The organism is Bradyrhizobium sp. CSS354 (assembly GCF_029051725.1).
Classification (GTDB): domain Bacteria; phylum Pseudomonadota; class Alphaproteobacteria; order Rhizobiales; family Xanthobacteraceae; genus Bradyrhizobium.
This window is the reverse complement of the sequence record NZ_JAACFU010000006.1, coordinates 518,953-543,520: the sequence shown is the minus strand read 5'-3', so window position 1 is coordinate 543,520 and position 24,568 is coordinate 518,953. Positions and strand designations below refer to the sequence as shown.

21 protein-coding genes are annotated in these 24,568 nt (G+C 63.9%); 13 read left to right on the top strand and 8 right to left on the bottom strand.

Annotated elements, in window-relative coordinates; translation table 11 throughout:
• Positions 1-79: 79 nt before the first annotated feature.
• From GWG67_RS18145 to GWG67_RS18135, 3 genes are all read left to right on the top strand, one after another.
• A complete protein-coding gene (locus tag GWG67_RS18145) occupies positions 80-1,315 on the top strand; it encodes a putative DNA modification/repair radical SAM protein (RefSeq protein ID WP_275170625.1) in 1,236 nt (411 codons plus the stop codon).
• Positions 1,315-2,757 carry a UdgX family uracil-DNA binding protein gene (locus GWG67_RS18140; protein ID WP_275170623.1) on the top strand — a complete coding sequence of 481 codons (1,443 nt, stop codon included), beginning with the start codon at positions 1,315-1,317 and terminating at the stop codon, positions 2,755-2,757. The genes GWG67_RS18145 and GWG67_RS18140 overlap by 1 nt, the downstream gene beginning before the upstream one ends.
• A 97-nt stretch (positions 2,758-2,854) precedes the next feature.
• Entirely contained in the window at positions 2,855-4,483 is a 1,629-nt protein-coding gene (locus GWG67_RS18135; RefSeq protein WP_275170622.1) for an inorganic phosphate transporter, read from the top strand.
• 74 nt (positions 4,484-4,557) lie between these two features.
• Here GWG67_RS18135 and GWG67_RS18130 read toward each other — a convergent pair whose 3' ends face one another.
• Positions 4,558-5,730, bottom strand: coding sequence for a M20 aminoacylase family protein (locus GWG67_RS18130; RefSeq protein WP_275170620.1), 1,173 nt, complete (start codon positions 5,728-5,730; stop codon positions 4,558-4,560).
• 201 nt (positions 5,731-5,931) lie between these two features.
• Here GWG67_RS18130 and GWG67_RS18125 point away from each other — a divergent pair, with 201 nt between their 5' ends.
• The 7 genes from GWG67_RS18125 to GWG67_RS18095 all read left to right on the top strand — a co-directional run bounded on the left by GWG67_RS18125 (position 5,932) and on the right by GWG67_RS18095 (position 11,159).
• The gene (locus GWG67_RS18125; RefSeq protein WP_275170619.1) at positions 5,932-7,551 is read left to right on the top strand and encodes a GMC family oxidoreductase; all 1,620 of its coding nucleotides are present in this window, start codon (positions 5,932-5,934) and stop codon (positions 7,549-7,551) included.
• Positions 7,552-7,738: 187 nt separating this feature from the next.
• Positions 7,739-8,683 carry a metallophosphoesterase gene (locus GWG67_RS18120; protein ID WP_275170618.1) on the top strand — a complete coding sequence of 315 codons (945 nt, stop codon included), beginning with the start codon at positions 7,739-7,741 and terminating at the stop codon, positions 8,681-8,683.
• Positions 8,684-8,706: 23 nt separating this feature from the next.
• Complete coding sequence (locus GWG67_RS18115) at positions 8,707-9,030, top strand: cupredoxin family copper-binding protein (protein ID WP_275170617.1); 324 nt, start codon at positions 8,707-8,709, stop codon at positions 9,028-9,030.
• Positions 9,031-9,187: 157 nt separating this feature from the next.
• A complete protein-coding gene (locus GWG67_RS18110; RefSeq protein WP_275170615.1) occupies positions 9,188-9,736 on the top strand; it encodes a sigma-70 family RNA polymerase sigma factor in 549 nt (182 codons plus the stop codon).
• Entirely contained in the window at positions 9,733-10,494 is a 762-nt protein-coding gene (locus GWG67_RS18105) for an anti-sigma factor (protein ID WP_275170614.1), read from the top strand. The genes GWG67_RS18110 and GWG67_RS18105 overlap by 4 nt, the downstream gene beginning before the upstream one ends.
• A gap of 65 nt (positions 10,495-10,559) precedes the next feature.
• Entirely contained in the window at positions 10,560-10,841 is a 282-nt protein-coding gene (locus GWG67_RS18100; protein ID WP_275170613.1) for a type II toxin-antitoxin system RelE/ParE family toxin, read from the top strand.
• A 12-nt stretch (positions 10,842-10,853) separates the two neighbouring features.
• A complete protein-coding gene (locus tag GWG67_RS18095; protein ID WP_247349855.1) occupies positions 10,854-11,159 on the top strand; it encodes a HigA family addiction module antitoxin in 306 nt (101 codons plus the stop codon).
• Between the two features lie 2 nt (positions 11,160-11,161).
• Here GWG67_RS18095 and hpnO read toward each other — a convergent pair whose 3' ends face one another.
• Entirely contained in the window at positions 11,162-12,553 is a 1,392-nt protein-coding gene (hpnO, locus tag GWG67_RS18090; protein ID WP_275170612.1) for an aminobacteriohopanetriol synthase HpnO, read from the bottom strand.
• Positions 12,554-12,694: 141 nt separating this feature from the next.
• Here hpnO and GWG67_RS18085 point away from each other — a divergent pair, with 141 nt between their 5' ends.
• On the top strand, positions 12,695-13,327 hold the full coding sequence (locus GWG67_RS18085; protein WP_275170610.1) for a DUF2147 domain-containing protein: 633 nt from the start codon (positions 12,695-12,697) through the stop codon (positions 13,325-13,327).
• On the opposite strand, the gene GWG67_RS18080 is transcribed toward GWG67_RS18085, so the two are convergent.
• On the bottom strand, positions 13,295-15,883 hold the full coding sequence (locus tag GWG67_RS18080; protein WP_275170608.1) for an MMPL family transporter: 2,589 nt from the start codon (positions 15,881-15,883) through the stop codon (positions 13,295-13,297). The genes GWG67_RS18085 and GWG67_RS18080 overlap by 33 nt on opposite strands.
• Positions 15,884-16,345: 462 nt before the next feature.
• Between GWG67_RS18080 and ispH the strand changes: the two genes are divergently transcribed.
• On the top strand, positions 16,346-17,272 hold the full coding sequence (gene ispH, locus GWG67_RS18075; RefSeq protein WP_219684809.1) for a 4-hydroxy-3-methylbut-2-enyl diphosphate reductase: 927 nt from the start codon (positions 16,346-16,348) through the stop codon (positions 17,270-17,272).
• A 35-nt stretch (positions 17,273-17,307) separates the two neighbouring features.
• Positions 17,308-18,468, top strand: coding sequence for an adenosyl-hopene transferase HpnH (gene hpnH, locus GWG67_RS18070; RefSeq protein ID WP_275170607.1), 1,161 nt, complete (start codon positions 17,308-17,310; stop codon positions 18,466-18,468).
• Positions 18,469-18,636: 168 nt separating this feature from the next.
• On the opposite strand, the gene GWG67_RS18065 is transcribed toward hpnH, so the two are convergent.
• From GWG67_RS18065 to hpnC, 5 genes are all read right to left on the bottom strand, one after another.
• A complete protein-coding gene (locus tag GWG67_RS18065; RefSeq protein ID WP_275170606.1) occupies positions 18,637-19,386 on the bottom strand; it encodes a phosphorylase in 750 nt (249 codons plus the stop codon).
• The gene (shc, locus tag GWG67_RS18060; RefSeq protein WP_275170605.1) at positions 19,383-21,350 is read right to left on the bottom strand and encodes a squalene--hopene cyclase; all 1,968 of its coding nucleotides are present in this window, start codon (positions 21,348-21,350) and stop codon (positions 19,383-19,385) included. The genes GWG67_RS18065 and shc overlap by 4 nt, the downstream gene beginning before the upstream one ends.
• A 76-nt stretch (positions 21,351-21,426) precedes the next feature.
• Positions 21,427-22,680 (bottom strand): hydroxysqualene dehydroxylase HpnE, encoded by a 1,254-nt coding sequence (gene hpnE, locus GWG67_RS18055; protein ID WP_275170604.1) that lies wholly within the window; start codon positions 22,678-22,680, stop codon positions 21,427-21,429.
• The gene (gene hpnD / locus GWG67_RS18050; protein ID WP_275170603.1) at positions 22,680-23,519 is read right to left on the bottom strand and encodes a presqualene diphosphate synthase HpnD; all 840 of its coding nucleotides are present in this window, start codon (positions 23,517-23,519) and stop codon (positions 22,680-22,682) included. The genes hpnE and hpnD overlap by 1 nt, the downstream gene beginning before the upstream one ends.
• Positions 23,509-24,393 (bottom strand): squalene synthase HpnC, encoded by an 885-nt coding sequence (gene hpnC / locus GWG67_RS18045; RefSeq protein WP_275170602.1) that lies wholly within the window; start codon positions 24,391-24,393, stop codon positions 23,509-23,511. Before hpnC ends, hpnD begins: the two co-directional genes overlap by 11 nt.
• Positions 24,394-24,568 lie beyond the last annotated feature (175 nt).

The window sequence follows — 24,568 nt, the reverse complement described above, 5'->3', positions numbered from 1 at the left end:
TATAAAGCTAACGACGCCCCGGGAGTCAATCGAATTGGCAGGCCTCGGGATTCATGAGCTGAATCAAAGGGATTCCAATATGGACGTGCAACGCAAGCTGGAAATCCTGGCAGACGCCGCCAAGTACGACGCGTCCTGCGCCTCCAGCGGCACCGAGCGGCGGGATTCCAGCGACGGCAAGGGCATGGGCTCGACCGCGCCCGGCATGGGCATCTGCCATTCCTACGCGCCGGACGGCCGATGTATCTCGCTGCTCAAGGTGCTGCTGACCAACGCCTGCAATTACGACTGCCTCTATTGCGTCAACAGGGCCTCCTCCAACGTGCCGCGTGCCCGCTTCACCATCGACGAAGTGGTCAAGCTGACGCTCGACTTCTACCGGCGCAATTACATCGAAGGGCTGTTTCTCTCCTCCGGCATCATCCGCAACCCCGACTACACCATGGAGCAGGTGGTGAGCGTCGCGCGCAAACTACGGGAGGAGCATCACTTCCGCGGCTACATCCATCTCAAGACGATCCCCGAGGCTGACGATGCATTGATCTCCGAGGCCGGCAAATATGCCGACCGTCTCTCCATCAACATCGAGATGCCGCAGGAGACGAGCCTGCAGCAATTCGCGCCCGAGAAGGACGTGCGCGCGATCCGCCGTACCATGGGCCGGCTGCGGCTGAAGCTGGACGAGGCCGAGGAAAGCCTCAGCGCGAAGACGAAAGCCAAGCCGCAGCGCTTCGCGCCGGCTGGCCAAAGCACGCAGATGATCGTCGGCGCCGACGCGGCCTCCGACCACACCATCCTTCACACCAGCGCCAATCTCTACGGTTCATACAGGCTGAGGCGCGTCTATTATTCCGCGTTCAGCCCGATCCCCGACGCCAGCCGCGCGCTGCCTCTGCGCGCGCCGCCCTTGCTGCGCGAGCACCGTCTCTACCAGGCCGACTGGCTGATGCGGTTCTACGGCTTCGACGTCGGCGAGATCATCGACGACAGCGCGATGCTGCCGCTCGACATCGATCCAAAACTCGCCTGGGCGCTGCGCCACCGCGACCGCTTCCCGCTCGACGTCAACCGCGCCAGCCGCGAGGAATTGTTGCGCGTGCCGGGCTTCGGCACCAAAGCGGTCGAGCGCATCATCGCGGCGCGCCGCACGACCACGATCCGCGTCGCCGATCTCGCGCGGCTGCATGTGCCCCGCAACAAGGCGCTGCCGTTCATCGTCCTAAGCGATCACCGGCCCACGCCGCATCGGCTCGACGAGGCACGGCTGATCGAACGGTTCAAGCCGAAGGCAACACAACTGGGATTTGGCTTCTGATGCAGTACATCACCCTCGAGAACGAAACCGATTTCGATGGCTGGCGCAAAGCCGCGCGTAGCCTCGTGCTTCACCAAGTGAAGCCGGCCGACATCACCTGGGCCGTGCGGGGCGGCGAAGCGGAGCTGTTCGCGCCGCCCTCGCCGTCTCCGCTGCCGGCCGGTGGCGACGGCACCTTCAACGTGCCTGCAAAATTCGTCGAGCTCGCCAAGGCCGCGATCCTGCATCGCGATCCCGAGCGCTTCGCGATCCTCTATCGCCTGTTGTATCGGCTGAAGGACAATCACGATCTCATCGAGGTCGCGACCGATGTCGATGTCGCGCAAGTCACGGCCATGGCAAAGGCGATCTACCGCGACGAGCACAAGATGCATGCCTTCGTGCGCTTCCGCGAGATCGGCAGGGAACGCGAAGCACACTACGTTGCGTGGTTCGAGCCGGAGCATCATATCGTCGAGCTCGCCGCGCCGTTCTTCGCCAAGCGCTTTGCCGACATGCCCTGGTCGATCCTGACGCCCGATTTGTGCGCGCATTGGGATGGCCACGCGCTCTCGTACACATCAGGCGTCAGCAAGAGCGAGGCGCCGAGCGAAGACCGGCTGGAGGAAACCTGGCGGCGCTACTACGCCAGCATCTTCAATCCCGCCCGCCTGAAGGTGAAGGCGATGCAAACGGAGATGCCGAAGAAATATTGGAGGAACCTGCCCGAGGCTTCGATCATTAAGCCTCTGATCGAGGATGCCGAACGCATGACCGGCGCCATGATCGCCAATGCCGCAACCGATCCGCACAAGCCTCAAAAGCGGCCGGAGGCTCCGATGAAACGCAAGACCGCTACCGACGATCTCGAAGCGCTCCGCGAGGAGGCCGCCCACTGCCGCGCCTGCCATCTCTACAAGGACGCGACCCAGACCGTGTTCGGCGAAGGTCCGAAATCCGCCAATATCATGCTGGTCGGCGAACAGCCCGGCGACAAGGAAGACCTCGCCGGCCATCCCTTCGTCGGTCCGGCCGGCCAGATGCTCGACCGGGCACTGCAGGAGGCCGGCGTCGACCGCAAGAAGGTCTATGTCACCAACGCGGTGAAACACTTCAAATTCGTGCCGCGCGGCAAAATCCGCCTGCATCAGAAGCCGAATACGCCGGAGATAAAGGCCTGCCGACAGTGGTATGAGCGGGAAGTCTCCGTCATCCAGCCCGATCTCATCGTAGCGATGGGCGCGACCGCCGCGCAGAGCGTGTTCGGCAAGATCACCCCGATCGGCAAGACCCGCGGCCGGCTGATCGATCTTCCTGACGGTCACAAGGCGCTGGTGACGGTGCACCCGTCCTATCTGCTACGGTTGCCCGATCCGGAAGCCAAGGTGCTGGAATATCAGCGCTTTGTCGAAGACCTGAAGATCGTCGCCGGTTTGCAGAAGAAAGCCGCGCGGGCGGCGTAAATAGCGGCGGAAATCGGCTTTCAACCGCTGCTTGTCATCCAGCCTTCAAATCCATCGCGGACAATACCCTTACCTGAAAGTTAAGGGGCGTCCTGACATGACCGATGTAGCATTCGACCGCGCAGTAGCCGATCCCGCGCCGATCCAGCCGGCCTCGCGGCCAAATCTCGACAAGGGCTTCAACCCGCTCACGATGATCCTGTTCTTCGGCATCCTCGCCGCGGGCCTGCTCTATGTGGCCTACAGCATCTATTCGGATGTCGATGCGACCGGCACGCGTGTCACGAGCTACCTGCCCTACATCCTCTTGTTTGTCGCGCTCCTGATCGCGCTCGGCTTCGAATTCGTCAACGGCTTCCACGACACCGCCAACGCGGTGGCCACCGTTATCTACACCCATTCGCTGCCGGCCGAAGTCGCGGTGATGTGGTCGGGCTTCTTCAACTTCCTCGGCGTGCTACTCTCGTCTGGCGCCGTGGCCTTCGGCATCGTCTCGCTGCTGCCGGTCGAGTTGATCCTTCAGGTCGGCTCCAGCGCCGGTTTCGCGATGGTGTTCGCGCTACTGATCGCCGCAATCCTTTGGAACCTCGGCACCTGGTATTTCGGCCTGCCGGCCTCCTCCTCGCACACGCTGATCGGCTCGATCATCGGCGTCGGCGTCGCAAACGCGCTGATGCGCGGCCGCGACGGCACCTCGGGCGTGGACTGGGGCAAGGCCACGGAGATCGGCTATGCGCTCCTGCTGTCGCCGCTGGTCGGCTTCGTCTGCGCCGCCGGCCTGCTGCTGCTGCTCAAGCTGATCGTCAAGAACCCGGCGCTCTATGCCGCCCCTGAGGGTAACAAAGCTCCGCCGATCTGGATTCGCGGCCTGCTGATCCTGACCTGCACCGGTGTCAGCTTCGCCCACGGTTCGAACGACGGCCAGAAGGGCATGGGCCTGATCATGCTGATCCTGATCGGTACCGTGCCGACGGCCTATGCGCTCAACCGCGCATTGCCGGAGTCGCAAGTCGCCCAGTTCGCGAAGATCTCGGAAGCCGCCTCCAAGGTGGTTGCGACCAAGGGCGCGGGCCATGCGATCATCGGCGATCCCCGTCCTGCGGTGACGCAGTACGTCACCTCGCATCACATCAGCGAAGGCACCTATCCTTCGCTCTCAGTGCTGGTGAAGGATGTCGGCGAGCAGGTCGCGAAATACGGTTCGCTGAACAAGGTGCCGGCGGAAGTCGTCGGCAACACCCGCAACGACATGTACCTGACCTCGGAAGCGATCCGCTTCCTGATGAAGGACAAGGAAAACGACCTCAGCAAGCAAGAGGTCGCGACCTTGAACGCCTACAAGGGCGGACTCGACAGCGCGACCAAGTTCATCCCGACCTGGGTGAAGGTCGCGGTCGCCATCGCGCTCGGCCTCGGCACCATGATCGGCTGGAAGCGCATCGTCGTGACCGTCGGTGAGAAGATCGGCAAGACTCACCTCACCTACGCGCAGGGCGCTTCCGCCGAGCTCGTCGCCGCCGCCACGATCGGCGCCGCCGACGTGTTCGGCCTGCCGGTCTCGACCACCCACGTGCTGTCGTCCGGCGTCGCCGGCACCATGGCCGCGAACGGTTCGGGTCTTCAGGTCGCCACCATCAGGAACATGGTGATGGCCTGGGTGCTGACCTTGCCCGTCGCCATCCTATTGTCGGGTACGCTGTACGTGATCTTCTCGCGGATCTTCTGAGCCTATCACGTCGCTCGAAGACAAAGGGCCCGTGCGGTGCACGGGCTCTTTTCATGTGTGCTTTCGGCTTGACCTTACGATGCCGCGAGCGATTGCTCGACCAGCTTGACCCAGTACGACGTGCCGTAAACGATCGCCTCGTCATCGAAATTGTAGGCGGGGTGATGCAGGCCGGCGCTGTCGCCGTTGCCGCAGAAGATGAAGGCGCCGGGGCGCGCTTCAAGCATATAGGCGAAATCCTCGCCGCCCATCAGCGGCGGCATTTCGAGCACATTGGCCTCGCCCGCGACCTGCCCGGCGATGCGACGCGCAATCTCGGTCTCCGCGGCGTGGTTGTTCACCACGGGATAATTCCGCTTGTAGTGCAGATCAATCTTGGCGCCGGTGATCTGCGCCACGCCCGCGACGACCTCGTGCACGCGCTTCTCGACCAGCTTGCGCACCTCCGGCGACAGCGTGCGGATGGTGCCCCTCAGTGTCGCGGTTTGCGGAATCACGTTGCGGGCATTGCCCGCGTGGAACTCGCAGATCGAGATCACGGCCGATTCCAGCGGATCGACGCTGCGCGCGACGATCGACTGCAGCGCCGTGATCACCTGTGCGCCGACCAGAACGGAATCGACACATTTGTGCGGTCGCGCGGCATGGCCGCCGAGCCCCTCGATCATGATATCGACCTCGTCGGTCGCCGCCATGATCGGACCCGGCCGGATCGCGAACGAGCCCACCGGAATGCCCGGGCCGTTGTGCATGCCGTAGACCTGCTCGATGCCGAAGCGCTCCATCAATCCGTCCTTGACCATCGCCAAGCCGCCGGCGCCACCCTCCTCGGCCGGCTGGAAGATCACCACCGCATCGCCGGCGAAGTTGCGGGTCTCGGCGAGATAGCGCGCAGCACCGAGCAGCATCGCTGTGTGGCCGTCGTGGCCGCAGGCGTGCATCTTACCGGGAGTCTTCGAAGCGTAAGGCAGGTTGGTCTGCTCCTCGACCGGGAGCGCATCCATATCGGCGCGCAGGCCGATGGTCTTGAGGCCCTCGCCGGCCGGCTTGCTGCCCTTGATCACGCCGACCACGCCGGTCTGGCCGATGCCGGTCACGACCTCATCGCAGCCGAATTCGCGCAGGCGGTCTGCGACGAATGCTGCGGTGCGGTGGACGTCGTAGAGCAGCTCCGGATGCTGGTGGATGTCCCGGCGCCAGGCCTGAATATCGGGTTGAAGGTCGGCGACGCGGTTCACGATGGGCATGGAGGGTCTCAAGCTTTGTTGAAAATGCAGGCCTGTCTACCATGCAAGCGCCAGTCCACCCAACTGGCGGGGAGTCTGGGGTAGCTCTGTCCTCTCGTCATGGCCGGGCTTGTCCCGGCCATCCACGTCTGACTATTAGAACGGAAAGCGCGTGGATGCCCGGGACAAGCCCGGGCATGACTCCTATTGGGTGGAAGCAGAATGCCAAGACGGCTCGAAGGTGAGTTTGACTACATTGTCGTTGGGGCCGGCACGGCCGGCTGCATCGTCGCCAACCGGCTGTCGGCCAATTCCAGCAATCGCGTCCTCGTCCTCGAAGCGGGCGGCGACGACAACTGGATCTGGTTCCACATTCCCGTCGGCTATCTCTTCGCCATCGGCAATCCGCGCTCGGACTGGATGTTCAGGACCGAGGCCGAGCCCGGCCTGAACGGCCGCTCGCTCGCCTATCCTCGTGGCAGGGTGATCGGCGGCTCGTCGGCGATCAACGCCATGATCTCGATGCGTGGACAGGCCGCTGATTACGATCACTGGCGCCAGCTCGGCATGACCGGCTGGGGTTATGACGACGTGCTGCCGCTGTTCAAACGGCTCGAGGATCACTTCCTCGGCGCGAGCGAGCATCACGGCGCCGGCGGCGGCTGGCGCATCGAGGCGCCGCGGTTGTCCTGGGACATCCTCGATGCGGTGGGCGATGCGGCCGAAGAGATGGGCATCAAGCGCATCCCGGATTTCAATACCGGCGACAACGAAGGCACCAGCTATTTCCACGTCAATCAGAAGCGCGGCCGGCGCTGGTCGTCGGCGCGTGGCTTTCTCAAGCCGGTCCTGAACCGCCCGAACCTACGGCTCGAAAAACATGTGCTTGTTGATCGTCTGATCATTGAGCAGGGCCGCGCTGTCGGCGTGCGCTTCATCCAGAATGGCGAGATCATCGAGGCGCGTGCGAAACGCGAGGTAGTCCTCTCGGCAGGCGCGATCGGCTCGGTGCAGGTGCTGCATCGCTCCGGCATCGGGCCCGCCGACTGGCTGTCCCCGCTCGGCATCGACATCGTGATGGACAAGCCCGGCATCGGTCGCAATTTGCAGGATCATCTCCAGCAGCGCGCGATCTACAAGGTCGAGGGCGTGCGCACATTGAACGAGACCTATTACAATCTGGTTCGACGCGGCTTGATGGGCCTCGACTACGCCTTACGCCGTCGCGGGCCGCTGACGATGGCGCCGTCGCAGCTCGGCATCTTCACCCGCTCCGATGCGACGCGCGCACGCGCCAACATCCAGTTTCACGTGCAGCCGCTGTCGCTCGACAAGTTCGGCGATCCCCTGCATCGCTTCCCCGCGATCACGGTGAGCGCCTGCAATCTCCAGCCGACCTCGCGCGGCACCGTACGTCTACGTTCGGCGACGCCGGACGAGAAGCCGATCATCGCGCCGAATTATCTTTCAACGGATGACGACCGTCAGGTCGGCGCCGACGCCATCCGCACCACCCGCCGCCTGATGCAGCAGAAGGCGCTGGCAAAATATCGCCCGAGCGAGTATCTGCCCGGCCCCGCCGTCGGTGACGACGACGCCTCGCTCGCCAAGGCCGCAGGCGACATCGGCACCACCATCTTCCATCCCGTCGGCACCGCGAAGATGGGCGCGGTGAGCGATCCGATGGCGGTGGTCGACGAACGCCTGCGCTTCTACGGTCTCGGCGGCCTTCGAATTGTCGATGCGTCAATCATGCCGACCATCACGTCGGGCAACACCAACACACCCACCGCGATGATCGCCGAGAAAGGCGCGACGATGATTTTGGAGGATGCGAAGTGAATGCGTAGCCCCGATGGGGCGTAGCGAAATCCGGGAGAGGACGCTCGATTGGTCCCGTATTCCGCTACGCTCCATACGGGCTACGCGTCCAACCACCTCACGAAAACGTCATCGCGTCCGGGAATAACACCCCCGCTCCCGCAATCACCTCCCCGAAGCCCAATTCCGGGCGAAGTGGAGCTACGCGATGAGCGGACACGATCACGGCGAGGACGGCTTAAGCCGCCGCAAGGTGCTGGAATGCATGACCTGGGCCGGCACCGGAGTACTTTGGACCATCACCGGTGGCGTCCCGCGCTCGCTCGGCATCATCGATTCCGCGCAAGCCGCGACCGCGGCCGCGCCCGGAATGACCTTCCTCCAGATCAGCGACAGCCATGTCGGCTTCGACAAGCTGGCCAACCCCAACGCGCTCGGCACGCTGGAGGAAGCCGTCAACAAGATCAACGCGATGCCGGTCAAGCCGTCGTTCATGATCCACACTGGCGACATCACGCATCTCTCCAAGGCCGCCGAGTTCGACAATGCCGACCGCATCATCTCGCAGAGCAAGCTCGACGTGCACTACGTGCCCGGCGAGCATGACTTCCTCGACGAGGACGTGAAGTTCTATCGCGAGCGCTACGGCCGCGGCACCAAGGGCGCGGGCTGGTATTCGTTCGATGCCGGCGGCGTGCACTTCATCGGCCTCGTCAATGTCGTCGACCTCAAAGCCGGAGGCCTCGGCAATCTCGGTGCCGAGCAGCTCGCCTGGCTCGAGGACGATCTGCGCGGCAAGTCGAAATCGACGCCGATCGTGCTGTTCGCCCACATCCCGCTCTGGACCGTCTACCCCGAATGGGGCTGGGGCACTGAGGACGGCGCCCGCGCGCTGGACCATGTAAAGGGCTTTGGCTCGGTCACCGTGCTGAACGGCCACATCCACCAGGTGATGCAGAAGGTCGAGGGCAACGTCACCTTCCACACCGCCCGCTCCACCGCCTTCCCGCAGCCGGCGCCGGGAGCCGCCCCCTCGCCCGGACCGATGAAGGTCGAGGACGCAAAGCTCCGCGCGATGCTCGGCGTTGCCAGCATCAACTTCAAGCAGAGCGAGCAGCGGCTCGCGATCATCGACACGCCGCTCCAGGGTTGATGCAGGACTAACGGAAACCGACAATGAAGACTCTAAATCGCCGCGACTTCGGTGTCGCTTTGGCCGCGGCCATGCTGTTACCCGCCACAACCGCCCATGCCGACGACATGGAGGTGCATATCGACAATTTCGTCTTCCAGCCGGCCGAGCTCAGGATCAAGGTCGGCACCACCGTGACCTGGACCAACCGGGACGACATCCCCCACACCGTGGTGTCGGCCGGCAAATTCAGGTCCAAGACCCTGGACACTGACGACAAGTTTTCGTTCACCTTCACCAATGCGGGCGACTACAAATATTTTTGTTCTCTGCACCCACACATGACGGGGATGATCAAGGTTGAGTAACATCTCGAACCAAGGCATCAACGTCTTGCCCGGCCGGTGGTCCCACGCCGGCCGGGCTCGTGTGCCTTCGGTCACACACAGAGACAAGACGAACAGGGACGAGACGAACAGCGACGAGACGAATCAACGAGCAGAACAAGAGGCAAAGCGAGGAGCGATGCCCGCTAACGACGATTTGCAGAAGGCGCAACGCTTCCGTGAGGCGGCGCTGCCCTATCTCGACGACGTCTACACGCTCGCGCGCTATCTCTTGCGTGACGCCTCCGATGCAGAGGACGCGGTGCAGGAGTGCTATCTGCGCGCGCTGAAGCATTTCGACAGCTATCGCGGGCCGGCGATGAAGCCCTGGCTATTTGCGATCCTGCGTAACGTCTGCAATGCCGAATATGCACGCCGCGCGCACAGGCACGGCGCGATCGAGGATACCCCCGGCGCTGCCGAGCAGACGCCGATCTGGCAGGAGACCGAGGCAAGCCCGGAAACCGAAGTGCTGCGCAGCCGCGATGCGGGCGCGATCCGCAAGCTGATCGACGCGCTCGCCGAACCGTTCAAGGAAACATTCGTGCTGCGGGAGATCAACAACCTGTCCTATCGTGAAATCGCCGAGGCCGTCGGTGCACCCGTCGGCACCGTGATGTCCCGCCTCGCCCGCGCGCGCGCCATGCTGCGCGCGGCCTGGACGGCGGATGAGGAGCAAGCAAGATGACCTGCGACGAAGCAAGGATCCTGCTTCACGCGCTGCTCGATAACGAGCTCGATGCCGGCCATGCGCGCGAGGTCGAAGCCCATATCGCCGGCTGCCCGGCCTGCGCTGCGGAGCTTTCGGCACAGCGCGAGATGCAGCGCGTGCTCGCGGACGCCGATTTGCGCTACACCGCGCCGGCGAGCCTGCGTGCGCGTATCGAGGCCTCGCTGCCGCAGCGTCAACAGCCGAGCCGCCGCTCCGTGCTGCGCGGCTTTGCGATGGGCTCGGCAGTCTCCGCGCTCGCCGCATCCGGCGTTGTCGCATTGGTGCTGCGCCAGGACGACCAGCAGCGCATCCTGTCGGAGGTCGTCTCCGCGCATCTGCGCTCGCTCCAGGCCGGCCACCTCATCGACGTGGTCTCGACCGACCAGCACACGGTGAAGCCCTGGTTCAACGGCAAGCTCGACGTCGCCCCGCCCGTGATCGACCTCACCGCACAAGGTTTTACGCTGGTCGGCGGCAGGCTCGACTATATCGACGCACGCGCCATCGGAGCGGTCGTCTACAAGCGCCGGCAGCACGTGGTCAATCTGTTCGTGTCGCAGACATCGAACGCAGAATACCGCGCGCCCAAGACCGAAACCATGCAGGGCTTCAACTGCCGGCGCTGGGGCAATCGCGGCCTGAACTTCTGGGCCGTCAGCGATCTCGGCGCAGACGAGCTCGCCGAGTTCGTCGACAAGTTCGAGGCGGCGATGAAGACGAATGTGGAGGGGTAGCGGCCTCGTATCAGAAATTGATACAAACCCCTTGCGCACGTATCAACCAATGATACATTGACTGAGTGATCAGGACCTTTCGGGATAAAACGACTAAAGCGGTCTTTAACGGCGAAAGCCCCAAACGCTTTCCGGCGGACCTGGTGAAGGTTGCTCGCCGGAAATTGCGCTATCTTCACGCTGCGGGCGAACTCAGCGATTTGAGGGCACCACCCGGAAATCGCCTTGAAGTCCTCACGGGCGATCGCAACGGACAGCACTCGATCAGGATCAACGACCAGTTCCGAGTGTGCTTCGTGTGGACATCACAAGCTCCCGTTCAGGTCGAGATCGTGGATTATCACTAGGAGAATGCGACGATGGCCAAAAAACTCAAGCCCATGCATCCTGGTGAGGTTCTTCGGGAAGAATTCCTGAGCCCGCTGGACATGTCGGCAGGCGCGCTCGCCAAGACATGCGGCCTGCCGCGTACGCGTATTGAGCGGATTGCGAGTGAGCAGACCGGAATCACCGCTGACACCGCGCTTCGGCTTGCCAAAGCGCTCGGCACGACCGCCGAGCTATGGCTCAATCTCCAGAACGATTACGATATCCAGATCGCCAAACGCGATCTCGGGAAGGCTCTCGACCGCATCGAGACTGTGAACAAGCCCAAGGCGGCCTGAGCTTACGCCGATCGCCTCACCGCGTTGTCCACCAGCGTCTTGCCGAGCGACCAGATCGCGCCGGGGACCTTGTGGCTGCCGGCGATGACGTCGTCGAAGGCGCGCTCGATCCAGCCGCAGTCTTCCTCGGTGATGGTGAGCGGCGGCAGGAGCTTGATGGTGTGGCTGCCATGGCCGGCGACTTGCGTGAGGATCTTGTGGTCCTTGAACAGCGGCACGGTGATGAGCTGGCAGAACAGGCCCTTGTTGGCCGCCTCCAGCACGTTCCAGGACGCCCGCAGTCGCAGCGATTTCGGCGGGCCGAACTCGACGCCGATCATCAGGCCCTTGCCGCGGACTTCCTTCAACAGCTCGTAGCCGGGCACCATGCGCGTGAGCGCGAGGCGCAGCTCGGCACCGCGCTTGGCGGCGGACTCGATCAGCTTCTCGGATTCCATGACGTCGAGGGTGGCGATGCCCGCGGCCATCGCCAGGTCGTTCTTGGAGAAGGTTGAGCCGTGCACGACTGCACGGTCCATCTGGTTGAAGATCTTGTCGAAGATGCTCTTGCGCGTCAGCACCGCACCGACCGGCACATGGCCGCCGGACAGCGACTTCGACAGCAGCACCATGTCGGGCTCGACGTTCCAGTGCTCGACCGCGAGGAAGCGGCCGGTGCGGCCCATGCCGGTCTGGATCTCGTCGGCGACGAACAGCGTGCCGTATTTCTTGCAGAGCGCAGCCGCAGCCGGCAGGAACTCGTCGGTGGGCATGTTGACGCCCTTGCCCTGGATCGGCTCGACGACGAAGGCCGCCACCTCGCGCGAGGCCAGCGCCTTTTCGAGCGCGGCGAGATCGTTGAACGGGACCGAGGTGCAGCCCGGCAGCAGCGGCTCGAAGCCGGTGCGGAAGTTCGAATCGCCCGTCAGCGACAGCGCGCCATAGGTCAGGCCGTGATAGCCGTGGGCACAATAGACGATGCCCGGACGGCCGGTGGCGCCGCGGGCGAACTTGATCGCCGCTTCGACGCATTCGGCGCCGGAATTGGCGAAGAACGCCTTGTCGAGATAGGGGACGTACTTCAAAAGCCGCTCGGCGAGCACGCCAGCGAGCACCGAGACGTCGAACTGGACGAGGTTGGGCAGGTCGGCATCGAGAACGCTCTTGAGCGCCTCGCGCATGACAGGATGATTGCGCCCGATCGCAAACACGCCAAAACCGGACAAGAGGTCGAGATAGCGCGCCCCGTCCCGGTCGTAGAGGTACTGTCCCTGCCCCTTCTGGAAGCCGACATCGTAGCCGATGGTCTTCAGAACCCGAACGAACTGCTCGTTCAGATGCCGATTATGCAGGGCGCTGCGCTGGGCCTGGCGGTCCGCAAACAGCTGAGACATGTCTGGATTTGGGCTGTGCATCCGCTACATACTTCGGTTGAGGGCCGTCTCGTCAACTGAAAACGGACCGTTGCCAAAAACGGTCTGTGCGGCCTTTTGCCCTTTTTCGGACCATCTTCGCAAGCAGAGCTTTAGACCATGTTGCACTGCCAAGGAACTATCATGCGTTTAGCCCTTTACACCGGACTAATACTGGCTGGCGGTTACGCCTGCCTGACCCCGGCGCTCGCCGCCGATCCGACCGGCGACTGGCGGGTTGCCGATGGCGTCGCCAACATTCGTGTCGCCCAATGCAATGGCAGCATGTGGGGCGCGGTTTCTTGGGAAAAACAGCCCGGCGGCCGCGACGAGAACAATCCGGACGCCTCGAAAAAGACCCGGCCCACGCTAGGCCTGGCGACCCTGATCGACATGAAGAAGAAGCCCGGCGCCGATCAGTGGGAAGGTCAGGTCTACAACGCCAAGGACGGCCAGCTCTACAGCGCGACCATCACGCCGGTCGGCACCGACCAGCTCGAGATCAAGGGCTGCGTGATGGGCTTCCTGTGCGGTGGCGAGACCTGGACCCGGGTCAGCCCCCCGATTCCCCTGAGCCCCGCCAACGCCATGGCCAAGGGCGCGCCGAAGCCCACCGGCGCCGCGCCGAAAGCCCCGGCAACGACGGGCGCTACGGCGGCGCAGCCTGCGCCCGCACTTCCCAAGCCCGGCGGCACCGCCAAACCCGGTCAGAAGGGCGCCGCCGACCAGGTCGGCGACATCTGCCTACTCCCTGAGATTGCGGGGTTTGCCCATTAGGGCGGGCTGAAACAGCAGCACGGCGGCGAGCGTCGTTACCAGCGACAGCGCGAGCAGCTTGCCCATGCTGGACGTGCCGGGATGGCTCGACAGCCAGAGGCTGCCGAACGCGGTCGCCGTTGTCAGCGCGCTGAAAAAGATCGCGCGCGTCAGGCTGGTCTGGAGCAGGTTTGTCCTGCCTGAGCGCCAGGCCACGACATAGTAGATCTTGAAGGCCACGCCGACGCCGAGCAGCAGCGGAAACGCGACGATATTGGCGAAGTTGAGCGGCAAGCCGATCAACACGCAGATCTCGAGCGTCACCGCACCGGCCACCAGCAGTGGCACCAGCGTCATCAGCACGTCGACGAACCGGCGCAGCGTGATCCACAGCAACAGACCGATCACCAGCAGCGCATAGATTCCGGCATGGATGAACGCCTTCACCACGGTGTCGCCGGATTTCAGGATCGAGACCGGACCGCCGATCGCGGTCGGCTCGGCAACGAGCACAGCCGCCGCAAATTTGCGCAGCGTGTCGTTGTCGTTGGGATCGCCCTTCGGCAGCGCCTCGACGCGGATGATGCCATCCTTGCTCTTCCAGGCGCTAACGAGATCTGCCGGCAATGATTTCAGGGTGACCGGCTCGGCCTGCATCGCGTTCCGGAGCTGGTCGAACACGATCTTCATCGGCGCGACGAACACGTCCTGCGCCTTGTTCCGCGTGGCTTCATCGCCATTGGCGAGCTTGTCCAGCGCGTCCGCGAGCCGACGCGAGGCGACCGCACCCGGGCCCTTCGCATCGCCTGCGGTCCGGCGCAGATTGTCGACCGAGGATTTCAGCGCATCGACGTTTTCCTTGTCCGTCGGCGCGGCGTCGATCTGGTCGGGATTGAGCGCGGGGTTCAGCACCTTGGCGCCCTGCGCGATCAGCTTCAGCTTCGGCGCCTGGTCTTCAGGAACGAAGCTGTTGAGCGACATCACGCGCAACACCTCCGGCACCTTCTCCAGCCTCGCCTCCACCTGCCTTGCCTGCTCTTCCGACGTGGTCATCACGTTGATGGCATTGGCGCCGGTGTTGGGATCCTTGCGCAAATCGAGGAAGGTCGCGATCGACTCTGCCTTCGGGTTGCGCAGGTTCATCGGGTTGAAGTCGAACTTCATGAAATAGAGCAGCGGCAGGCCGGCGACCGCGAGAAACATCGTACCACCGACGACCAGCACGCGGTGCTTCTCCAGGAAGTGATCGAGCGGCGCCAGGAAGGCGTAGCCGACCGGCTCTTTCTCGCCGGGCGGGTTCAACAGCTTCAGCATCGCCGGGAGCACGGTGATGCTGGTAACAAACGCCACCAGCATGCCGACGCCGGCGATCTGACCGAGTTCGGCGATGCCCTTGTAGTCGGTGGGGATGAAGCAGAGGAAGCCGGCCGCGGTCGCCATTGCCGCCAGCGACAACGGAATTGCCGAGCGCTTGGCGGCCAGCACCAGCGCGCCCGAAAGGTCGTTGTGCTTGTAGCGTTCGGAGCGATAGCGGACGCTGTACTGAATGCCGAAATCGACGCCGAGGCCGACGAAAAGCACGGCGAACGCGATCGACAGCAAATTGAGCGAGCCCACCATCATCAGGCCCGCGGCGGTCGTCAGCGCAAGACCGACGAAGAGATTGACGAACACCGCGAAGATGATCTTCGCCGAATGCAGCGCCAGCCACAGGATGAGCAGCACGACCAGGACCGTGCCGATGCCGTTGACGACGGCACCTTCCTGGACGGTTGCATATTCCTCGTTGGCGATCGGGACCGGACCGGTCAGTCGCACGCGCGCCTGATATTTGGTGGCAAAATCCAGATCGGCTGCGGCCTTGCGGATCGCATCGGTTGCGCCTTTGCCGGGCTCGAGCGCGTTGTAGTCGAGGACGGGCTTGAACTCGATGAAGGCGCGCTTGTCCGAATCCGTCAGCGGGTCGTCACTGACGAGTTCGCGCCAGGAGAAGGTCGCGTTGCCCTTGTTGAGCACGGTCTCGACCGTTTGCGCGATCTGGTTGAAGGGCCGTTCGGTGTTGTCGAGCTTGACCTGGCCGCGCTTGACGCCGGCAAGTCCCGTTTCCAGCGCGCCGGTCAGGCCGCGGATCGAGGGATCGCCCGCCATGATCTCGATCAGGGGCGCGGCGGATTCGAACTGACTGGTGACCTTGCCGACTTCTTCGGTCGGCAGGAACAACAGACCATTCTTCTCGAAGAACTCGCCGGTGCCGAGCTGCTGCATCGACTGGAAGTCGGTCTTGTTGTCCTTCAGCTTGGCATAGAGCGCGTCCGACGCCGCGGTCGCCATCTCCGGCGTCTTGGCTTCGACCACCGCCGTGATCGTCGCATCGCGGTCGAAGGCGCGATCGAACTGCTGGTCGCGTTGGCGCCAGTCCAGATTTTGGGCAATCAGCGAGTTGATGTCGGTGTTGATGGCAAAGTGCCGGGACGTGTAATAGCCCGCCCCCACCGCCAGCAGGAGCCCGAGAACGACGACGAGGGAGGCAAACCGGGTGCAGGCCCTGACGGTGGCAACGACTACGCTTTGCAGCACTACTTTTCTTTCTGCGGTTAACAGCTTGCCGGAAACGCCCGCTGTTTAACGGAGTTCCCGGCCGAAACCTATTGCTGTTTTGAGTGGTTATCGCCGTCAGAAGGTTCGAGGTAAACGGCGGAAGACCATGGCAAAATCATGCGGGGCAGTCGGTATAGCCGGGGAGTTGAGGCGGGAAAGTGACGAAGCGCGCGCACAAATGTCTCCACTTTTGCGGCAATGGGCGCCCTCTACTATAGTACCGCAAAAGTGATCCAGTAGGGAACCAAAGTTCGTTCCACCTTTCCTTACTGCCGATTTTTTGACACAAAGTGCTGCGCCTCCATGCACCGGGGCGGCGACAGGGGTGGGCAGCTACCGCCTGCGCGAAACCGTGGTGCGGATATTGCAACTCATTGGTTCGTATCGCGGTGACCCCTGAACTTGAGAGCGGATTGGTGCAACTTGCGTGATGGGCGTCCAATGGAAGTTTATCTGGCGCAACCGCGTGGCTTTTGCGCGGGAGTGGTGCGTGCAATCGAGATCGTGGAACGGGCGCTGGAGAAGTACGGCCCGCCCGTCTACGTGCGCCATGAGATCGTGCACAACAAGTACGTCGTCGAGAGCCTGAAAAACAAAGGCGCGATCTTCGTCGAGGAACTGTCAGAGGTGCCGCCGAAGGCCGTGACGGTCTTCAGCGCTCATGGCGTCGCCCGCAGCGTCGAGGAAGAAGCGGCCGCGCGCGACCTTCCAGTGCTCAATGCCACCTGCCCCCTGGTCACGAAAGTTCACAATCAGGGGAAGCGCTACATCGCCAGGGGCCGCACCCTGATCCTGATCGGCCATGCTGGCCACCCCGAGGTCGAGGGTACGATGGGCCAGGTTCCCGCCCCCGTCCTGCTGGTCCAAAGTGTTGAAGAGGTTAAAGCCCTTGAGCTGCCGGCGGATACGCCAGTGGCCTACATCACCCAGACCACCCTGTCTGTGGATGACACCAAGGACATCATTTCGGCCCTGCAGGCCCGCTTTACAGATATTCAAGGTCCGGATATCCGGGATATCTGCTATGCGACACAGAACCGCCAATCTGCGGTAAGGGATTTGAGCAAGCTGGTCGACGTGATCTTGGTGGTGGGCGCTGCCAATAGCTCGAACTCGAACCGGCTCCGCGAAATCGGCACTGAGGCCGGTGTCGCGAGTTATCTGATTGCCGACGGCAGCGCGCTCAATCCCGAGTGGTTGAAAGATGCCAGAACCGTCGGTGTCACGGCTGGCGCTTCGGCGCCCGAGGTACTCGTGGATGACGTGATCGAAGCAATGCGGCGGATCGGACCGGTCAAGGTCTCGGTGCTCCCCGGCCGCGAGGAAAACATCGAATTCCGGCTTCCGGCCCAACTGGCTGCGAGCTGACCCACCCGAATTTCAAGCCCAGAAAGAAACTTGTAATGGCTATCCCCTTCTTCAAGGAAATGCGTATCGGCGGCTATTTGATCAAGCAGAAGCTGCTTGGCCGCAAGCGCTATCCGCTCGTGCTGATGCTGGAGCCGCTGTTCCGCTGCAACCTCGCCTGCGTCGGCTGCGGCAAGATCGACTATCCGGATGCGATCCTCAACCGCCGCATGACCGCACAGGAGTGCTGGGACGCGGCCGACGAGTGCGGCGCGCCGATGGTCGCCATTCCCGGCGGCGAGCCGCTGATCCACAAGGAGATCGGCGAGATCGTGCGCGGCCTCGTGGCGCGCAAGAAGTTCGTCTCGCTCTGCACCAACGCGTTGTTGCTCGAGAAGAAGCTCGATCTGTTCGAGCCCTCGCCCTATCTGTTCTTCTCGGTGCATCTCGATGGCCTGAAGGAGCACCACGACAAGGCCGTGTCGCAGAAGGGCGTGTTCGAGCGCGCCGTCTCCGCGATCAAGGCGGCCAAGGCCCGCGGCTTCACCGTCAACGTCAACGCCACCATCTTCGACGGCCACCCGGCCGAGGAGATCGCCAAGTTCCTCGACCTCACGGTCGAGCTCGGTGTCGGCGTCTCGATGTCGCCCGGCTACGCCTATGAGCGCGCGCCCGACCAGGAGCACTTCCTCAACCGCACCAAGACCAAGAAGCTGTTCCGCGACGTCTTTGCGATGGGCAAAGGCAAGAAGTGGAATTTCATGCATTCCGGCCTGTTCCTCGACTTCCTCGCCGGCAACCAGGAATATGAGTGCACGCCCTGGGGCATGCCCGCGCGCAACATCTTCGGTTGGCAGAAGCCCTGCTACCTGCTCGGCGAAGGCTATGCGAAGACCTTCAAGGAGCTGATGGACACGACCGACTGGGAGACCTACGGCACCGGCAAGTACGAGAAGTGCGCCGACTGTATGGCCCATTGCGGCTACGAGCCGACGGCGGCGACCGCTGCCATCAACAACCCGCTGAAGGCGATGTGGGTGTCGCTGCGCGGCATCAGGACCACGGGTCCAATGGCGCCGGAGATCGACATGAGCAAGCAGCGTCCGGCCCAGTATATCTTCTCGGCGGAAGTGCAGAAGCGCCTGTCGGAGATCCGCAAGGACGAGGCCGCCGCTGCCCAGGAGAAGGCCGCACGGAAGGCTTCGACCGCCGCGTAAGCGCGGTGACCTGTAGCCCGGATGGAGCGCAAGCGAAATCCGGGAGGGTGCCTCCGCGTTGAAGGCCCCGGATTGCGCTCTGCTCCATCCGAGCTACGCAGATCAAAACAAAAGGCCCGGTCGCCATTGGCGACCGGGCCTTTTCATTTTAGTGATCGCAGAACCCGCTCAGGCCGCCTCGGAGACCAGCGCCTCGCCCTCGACCAGCTCGGTGCCGATCAGGAAGTCGCGGCAGCCGCGAAGTGAGCGCAGCGCGCGGTTGAAGTCGAGGCCGGTCGAGACCAGTCCGTGCAGCGCGGTCGGATTGCGCGCGATGCCGCGCAGCACGGCCAGCACGTCGATCTGGCCATTCGGCTTGATGGCGGCGCGGGCGAGCGCCGGCAGCGCGCGATGGGCGGGATCGCTGATGACGCGGACCGCGGCGAACGGCAAGCCGGCCTCGGCGGCGTAGGCGGCCGCGATGTGGCTTTCCATGTCGACGGCGGCCGCTCCGGTCTCCGAATGCAGCGCCGCCTTGCAGGAGCGCCCCGTGACCACTTCCTCGGCACCGGCGAGGCTGCCGCGCACCACGCGGCGGCGCCCCGACGTCAGGCGGTCGATCAGGTCGTCGCCGAGCGAGAGGCCGGCGGCCCAGCGGGTGTCGCCCGCGAGCACCTCGGTCGCCAGCACGACGTCGCCGGAGCGCAGCGTCGGGTCGAGCCCGCCGGCAACGCCAAAGGAGATCACACCGCGAATCGTCTCGGGATCCAGCACCGTCAACAGCGCCCGCAACTGGGTCGGGCTGCTCGACGAACAAATGACCGCCATTCCGGGCCCCGCAGCGATGCGGGCCTCCTGAACCAGTCCAGTCACGATCAATATCGGCCTCGGATCAACGGTTTGACCCGCGGTAAGATAGTCCCCCGTCCCCAAAGTCACATTCCGACCCCTACCACCCTGCTGTTGGTGTTCCGCAAGTTCCGATACCGCGCCAACGCCCACAGCGGGAAGAACTTCGGGTAACCATGGTACCGTAGATAGAATACACGGGGAAAGCCTGTGGCGGTGTACCGCTGTTCGTCCCACAGTCCTTTTTCGTTCTGTGTTGCAATCAGGTACTCCACCCCGCGGGCGACGGCCGGGTGATCAACCTCGCCAGCAGCCATCAAGGCAAGCAAGGCCCATGCCGTTTGCGAGGCGGTTGAGGGGGCAGCCTGCCAGCCCCGGTAGTCCAACCGGTAGCTGACGGCATCCTCGCCCCAGCCGCCGTCCTTGTTCTGGATCGAGGCCAGCCAGCCGGCGGCTTTCCGGATCATGGGGTCGTCATGGCGGACGCCGGCCATGTTGAGGGCGCACAGCACCGACCAGGTTCCATAGATGAAGTTCATCCCCCAGCGGCCATACCAGGACCCTTCCGGGTGCTGGGTCTTTCGGAGGTAGTCGATCCCGTCCGCGACATGCTTGCTGGTCTTCGCGGTCTCGCCGAGCTGGGCCAGCATCGAGACGCAGCGCGCGGTGACGTCCTCGGTCGGTGGATCGAGCAGCGCGCCATGGTCCGAGAACGGGATGTTGTTCAGATAATATTCGAGATTGTTGACGTCGAAGGCAGCCCAGCCGCCGTCGTCGCTCTGCATGCCCTCGATCCACTCCCGCGCACGGTCGATCGCGGCGTCATAGCCGGTCGCGCCGTGCTCCCGGCGCATGCGGTCCATCGACATCACCACCACCGCGGTATCGTCGAGATCGGGATAATGGGCATTGTTGTACTGGAAGGCCCAGCCGCCCGGGCGCACGTCGGGCCGCTTCACCGCCCAGTCGCCCTTCACCTCGAGCTCCTGCTTCGGGATCAGCCAGTCGAGACCCTGCTTGGCCGCCGGCACCGCCCTGTTACCGCCGGCTTCGAGCAGCGCGTGGGCGGTCAGCGTCGTGTCCCACACCGGCGAGACGCAGGGCTGGCAATAGGCTTCGTCGTCCTTGATCACGAGCAGCTTGTCGATACCCCGGCGCGTGATCGCGCGCGGCGGGAAGTTCTCGTCCTTGCCGAGTGCGTCGTACATCATGACGATGTTGGCCATTGGCGGATAGATCGCGCCCATGCCGTCCTCGCCATTGAGCCGCTCCTCGGTGAAGGCGAGCGCTGCCTCGATCGCGCGCTTGCGCAGGCTCTTGGGAAACATCGGCTCGATCACGCGCAAAATGCCGTCGAGCGCGCGAAACAGCACGAACCAGGCCATGCTCTGGTGCGGCGCCTTGGCAGTCATGCCGATCGAGCGCGGATCCTGCAGGAACAGCTCGTCGATGCCGATGCCCTTGGGATTCCTCGCCCGCGGCTTCAGCGCGGCGATGACCATCAGCGGCACCATGGTGGTGCGCGCCCAGTAGGAGATCTTGTTGATGTGGAACGGCGACCAGAACGGCAGCAGCACGATCTCGATCGGCAGCACCGGTACCGCGCGCCAGGTCACGACGCCAAACATCGCAAGCATGAAGCGCGTGAAGACATTGCTGTGAATGGCACCGCCGCGGGAATGGATCGCCTCGCGCGCACGCACCATGTGCGGCGCGTCGATGGAATCCCCGATCATCTTCAGCGCGAAATACGCCTTGACGCTGGCGCTCATGTCGAACTCGCCGTTATGCACCAGCGGCCAGCCGCCATGGGCGCCCTGCACGCGGCGAAGATAATTGGCGATCTTGGCTTCGAGCACGGCATCGACCGGCTCGGCCAGATAATGGCGCAGCAGCACGTATTCGGCCGGAATCGTGCAATCGGCCTCGAGCTCGAACACCCAATGGCCGTCGGGTTGCTGGAAGCCGAGGACGCCTTCGGTGGCCGACACAATGCTCGATTCCAAGTTTCTCAATTCTTGGGCTTCGCGGCTGGTCGCGTTCACGGAATCCATCTCGCTCGATTGCTCCGATAGTCGATTGAATTGGCCGAAATTGACCGGGACAAATGCCCGTCAGGGCCGCCTGTCACTATCCCTTGGCGGCCAGAACCAGATCGGCGGCGCGATCACCGGATCGGACCGATCCCTCGATGGTTGCAGGCAATCCCGTAGCAGTCCAATCGCCTGCAAGAAACAGGTTTTTCAGCGCAGTGACCGGCCCTGGACGCAGGGCATTCTGCGCCGGCGTCGCCGCAAATGTGGCGCGGCGCTCGCGCACGATCTGCCAAGGGGGTAGCTCGCCGGAAACACCGCCCGCCTTGCAGACGTCGTTCCAGATCGCCTGCGCGAGTTCCTCGCGCGGCATCTCGACCAGACGGTCGCCGTTGCTGATGGTGACGGACAGCCGGTTCGGGAACGCAAACAGCCATTCCACGACGCCGCCGATCACGCCGAGGATCGGAGCCGATCCCGCCGGCGGCTGAACGCGGAAATGCGCATTCACGATGGCGCGGAATTCGGTCGGCGTCTTCAGCCCCGGCAGCAAGTTGGAGGCAGCGCGCGGCGGCACCGCCATCACGACGACATCGCCCGCGCCGATCTGGACCACATCTTCGCCGCCGAAATTCAGCGCGCCGACCTTGCCGTCATGGGTCGCAAACGAGCGCAGCTCATGGCCGAGCTGAACGGTGTGGCCGCGCTCCTGCAGGAACGTCACGGCAGGCTCGATCAGCACTGCGCTAAGCCCGTCGCGCGCGATCAGGGGACGGCAGGCCTGTCCGCCGGCGAGCAGCGTCTCGCGCACGATCGCGCCGGCAAGCCCGGCCGAGCCTTCGGGTGGATCGACGTTGAGCGCCGCGAGCAGCAACGGCTGCACCAGGCGCTGATAGAGCACGCCCTCGCAGGGAATGGACTTGCCGACCAGGGTCTCTTCCGAGGCCCAGATCAGTGGCGCCAACTTCAGATAATCGGTCAACCCGGTGTCGGGGACGCGGCGGCTCTCGTCGAGCACCCACGTCGGCAGCCGGCCGTCGCCGAGATCGATCTGCCAGCGCTGCCCGGTCGTGATATCGACGAAGGGAAACTGCGCGCGCTCCGGACCGACGAGGCCCGCCTCAGTACCGATCGAGCGCGCATAGGCGCGCGCGTGGCTATTGCCGGACAGCAGCAAATGGTTGCCGTTGTCGATGGTGAGATTGGTGGCGCCGTCGAAATAAGAACGGCAGCGACCGCCGGCCTGCTGCGTCGCCTCGTGCACGGCGATCTTGAAGCCGGCATTGGCAAGCCGCACGGCGGCGGAGAGGCCGGAGATTCCAGCACCGATGATGTGAGCTGTTTTTTGCATCAGATGAGAGCGTAACGGAGCAGGATGGCGATGCGTGTGATCTTCGACACACGCACCGGCTCACGCGGCGCGTTGAACCCGCGCGCGATCAGGAGATCGAGAATCGCATGATAGTATTTCGACATCATCCGCGGCGCGCGCACCGCGCGGCGCCGGTTGCGATTCATGATCTCGTCCGACTTCTCGAAATACACCTTTGCGCGTTGCGCCAGCGGCAGGCAGACCTTCGGCAGCGCGCGCTCGACGATCACGCGGTCCGGATCGTTGGAGGTGATGCCGGCATGCAGCAGCGCTTCGCGCGGCAGATAGAGCCGCCCGAGGCCCGCATCCTCGTCGATGTCGCGCAGGATGTTGGTGAGCTGGAGCGCGCGCCCGAGATGATGCGCGAGCTCGATGCCATCTTCTTCCGGCAGGCCGAAGACCCGGACCGACAGCCGCCCCACGGCACTCGCAACGCGATCGCAGTAGAGATCCAGCGTCGCCATGTCGGGCGCGCGGATGTCCTGCGGCACGTCCATCTCCATGCCGTCGACGATCGCAAGGAAATCCTCGCGCTTGAGGCCGAAGCTTTTCACCGACGCGACGTAGTCCTTCAGCCGCGGCGGCGGATTGCCCTGGTAGAGCGCATCGATGTCGTTGCGCCACGCCTGAAGGGCGGCGAGCCGCTCGTCGCGCGGGCCATCGGAATCGGCGATGTCGTCGACCTGGCGGCAGAAGCTGTAGATCTGGAACATCGCTTCGCGCTGGTCGTGCGGCAGGATGCGCATCGCGGCGTAGAACGAACTGCCGGATGCGGTCGAGCCATAATTGGCGCCGGGCGAGGTCGCCTCAAGCGTCATGTGCAGTCCCCGGTCTGGAAATGGCTTTGCGTCCGACCGCGCGGCGGCCGACTTCGCCGATCATGCCGGCGAGGCTGAAGGTGAGGAGCTCAAGCTTGTTCAGGTGCACGCGCTCGCGCAAGGGATCGCGCACCTTCAACTGGCGCACGATGCGGTCGGCATAGGCCTGGATCACCGAGACCTCGACGCCGAGGCGAAAATCCCTGATCTCCGCGCTGAGCGACCTGCCCTCCTCGAGCAGCGCTTCGTTGCGCACGGCGAGAGCCTGAAGGCAGGCCAGCATCGCCGGCGGCGACTGCGCCAGTCCGAGCTGCTCGACCGAGGCGCCACTCGCGGCCAGCGCATCGCGCGGCAGGTAGACGCGGTTGAGCTCGCGGAAATCCTTGCCGCAATCCTGAAGGTGGTTGTTGATCTGCAGCGCTGCGCAGAGCGCATCCGACGCGGCCCAGGTCGAGGTGCTCTCACCATGGACGTCGAGCATGAAGCGGCCGACCGGCATCGCCGAGTAGCGGCAATAATGGATGACCTCGTCCCAATTCTCGTAGCGCAACTTGGTCACGTCCATGCGGAACGCGATGAGCACGTCGAGCGCGTGGCGCGGCGCCATGCCGCGTTCGGCCAGTGCGTGCCGCAGGCTGACGGCCTCGGCCTGGGTGTCGCCCTTGCCGAGCAATTCCGCCTCGAGCAGGTCGAGATAAGCGAGCTTCTCGTCCGGCGGCAGCGTGGCGTGGTCGGCGATGTCGTCGGCGGTGCGGACGAAATTGTAATACGCCAGGATCAGCGCGCGATGACGCGGATGAATGATCCAGGACGCGACGGGAAAATTCTCGTCGCGCTCACCCTTGCCGGATCGCAATTCGCTCGCAGAGGTCATCGAGGGCTGGTCTACAATCGTTTGGACAGGAAGGGCTTTTTCGCTCGCGCTAGCCCGTGCCGGCGATGCCGCCGCGGCCCCCATATAGGGGAATACGGCCGCAAAACCAATCCTGTCTCTCGATGGCTGCCCTTTGCAGATCAGGTCCGAAAAGGCGGGCCCGGAGGCCGCCTTT

What these genes read in the sequence shown, in the direction of transcription:
- GWG67_RS18145 (WP_275170625.1), top strand. Translation starts at nt 80, where the DNA reads ATGGACGTGCAACGCAAGCTGGAAATCCTGGCAGACGCCGCCAAGTAC.
- GWG67_RS18140 (WP_275170623.1), top strand. Translation starts at nt 1,315, where the DNA reads ATGCAGTACATCACCCTCGAGAACGAAACCGATTTCGATGGCTGGCGC.
- GWG67_RS18135 (WP_275170622.1), top strand. Translation starts at nt 2,855, where the DNA reads ATGACCGATGTAGCATTCGACCGCGCAGTAGCCGATCCCGCGCCGATC.
- GWG67_RS18130 (WP_275170620.1), bottom strand. Translation starts at nt 5,730, where the DNA reads ATGCCCATCGTGAACCGCGTCGCCGACCTTCAACCCGATATTCAGGCC.
- GWG67_RS18125 (WP_275170619.1), top strand. Translation starts at nt 5,932, where the DNA reads ATGCCAAGACGGCTCGAAGGTGAGTTTGACTACATTGTCGTTGGGGCC.
- GWG67_RS18120 (WP_275170618.1), top strand. Translation starts at nt 7,739, where the DNA reads ATGAGCGGACACGATCACGGCGAGGACGGCTTAAGCCGCCGCAAGGTG.
- GWG67_RS18115 (WP_275170617.1), top strand. Translation starts at nt 8,707, where the DNA reads ATGAAGACTCTAAATCGCCGCGACTTCGGTGTCGCTTTGGCCGCGGCC.
- GWG67_RS18110 (WP_275170615.1), top strand. Translation starts at nt 9,188, where the DNA reads ATGCCCGCTAACGACGATTTGCAGAAGGCGCAACGCTTCCGTGAGGCG.
- GWG67_RS18105 (WP_275170614.1), top strand. Translation starts at nt 9,733, where the DNA reads ATGACCTGCGACGAAGCAAGGATCCTGCTTCACGCGCTGCTCGATAAC.
- GWG67_RS18095 (WP_247349855.1), top strand. Translation starts at nt 10,854, where the DNA reads ATGGCCAAAAAACTCAAGCCCATGCATCCTGGTGAGGTTCTTCGGGAA.
- hpnO (WP_275170612.1), bottom strand. Translation starts at nt 12,553, where the DNA reads ATGCACAGCCCAAATCCAGACATGTCTCAGCTGTTTGCGGACCGCCAG.
- GWG67_RS18085 (WP_275170610.1), top strand. Translation starts at nt 12,695, where the DNA reads ATGCGTTTAGCCCTTTACACCGGACTAATACTGGCTGGCGGTTACGCC.
- ispH (WP_219684809.1), top strand. Translation starts at nt 16,346, where the DNA reads ATGGAAGTTTATCTGGCGCAACCGCGTGGCTTTTGCGCGGGAGTGGTG.
- hpnH (WP_275170607.1), top strand. Translation starts at nt 17,308, where the DNA reads ATGGCTATCCCCTTCTTCAAGGAAATGCGTATCGGCGGCTATTTGATC.
- shc (WP_275170605.1), bottom strand. Translation starts at nt 21,350, where the DNA reads ATGGATTCCGTGAACGCGACCAGCCGCGAAGCCCAAGAATTGAGAAAC.
- hpnE (WP_275170604.1), bottom strand. Translation starts at nt 22,680, where the DNA reads ATGCAAAAAACAGCTCACATCATCGGTGCTGGAATCTCCGGCCTCTCC.
- hpnD (WP_275170603.1), bottom strand. Translation starts at nt 23,519, where the DNA reads ATGACGCTTGAGGCGACCTCGCCCGGCGCCAATTATGGCTCGACCGCA.
- hpnC (WP_275170602.1), bottom strand. Translation starts at nt 24,393, where the DNA reads ATGACCTCTGCGAGCGAATTGCGATCCGGCAAGGGTGAGCGCGACGAG.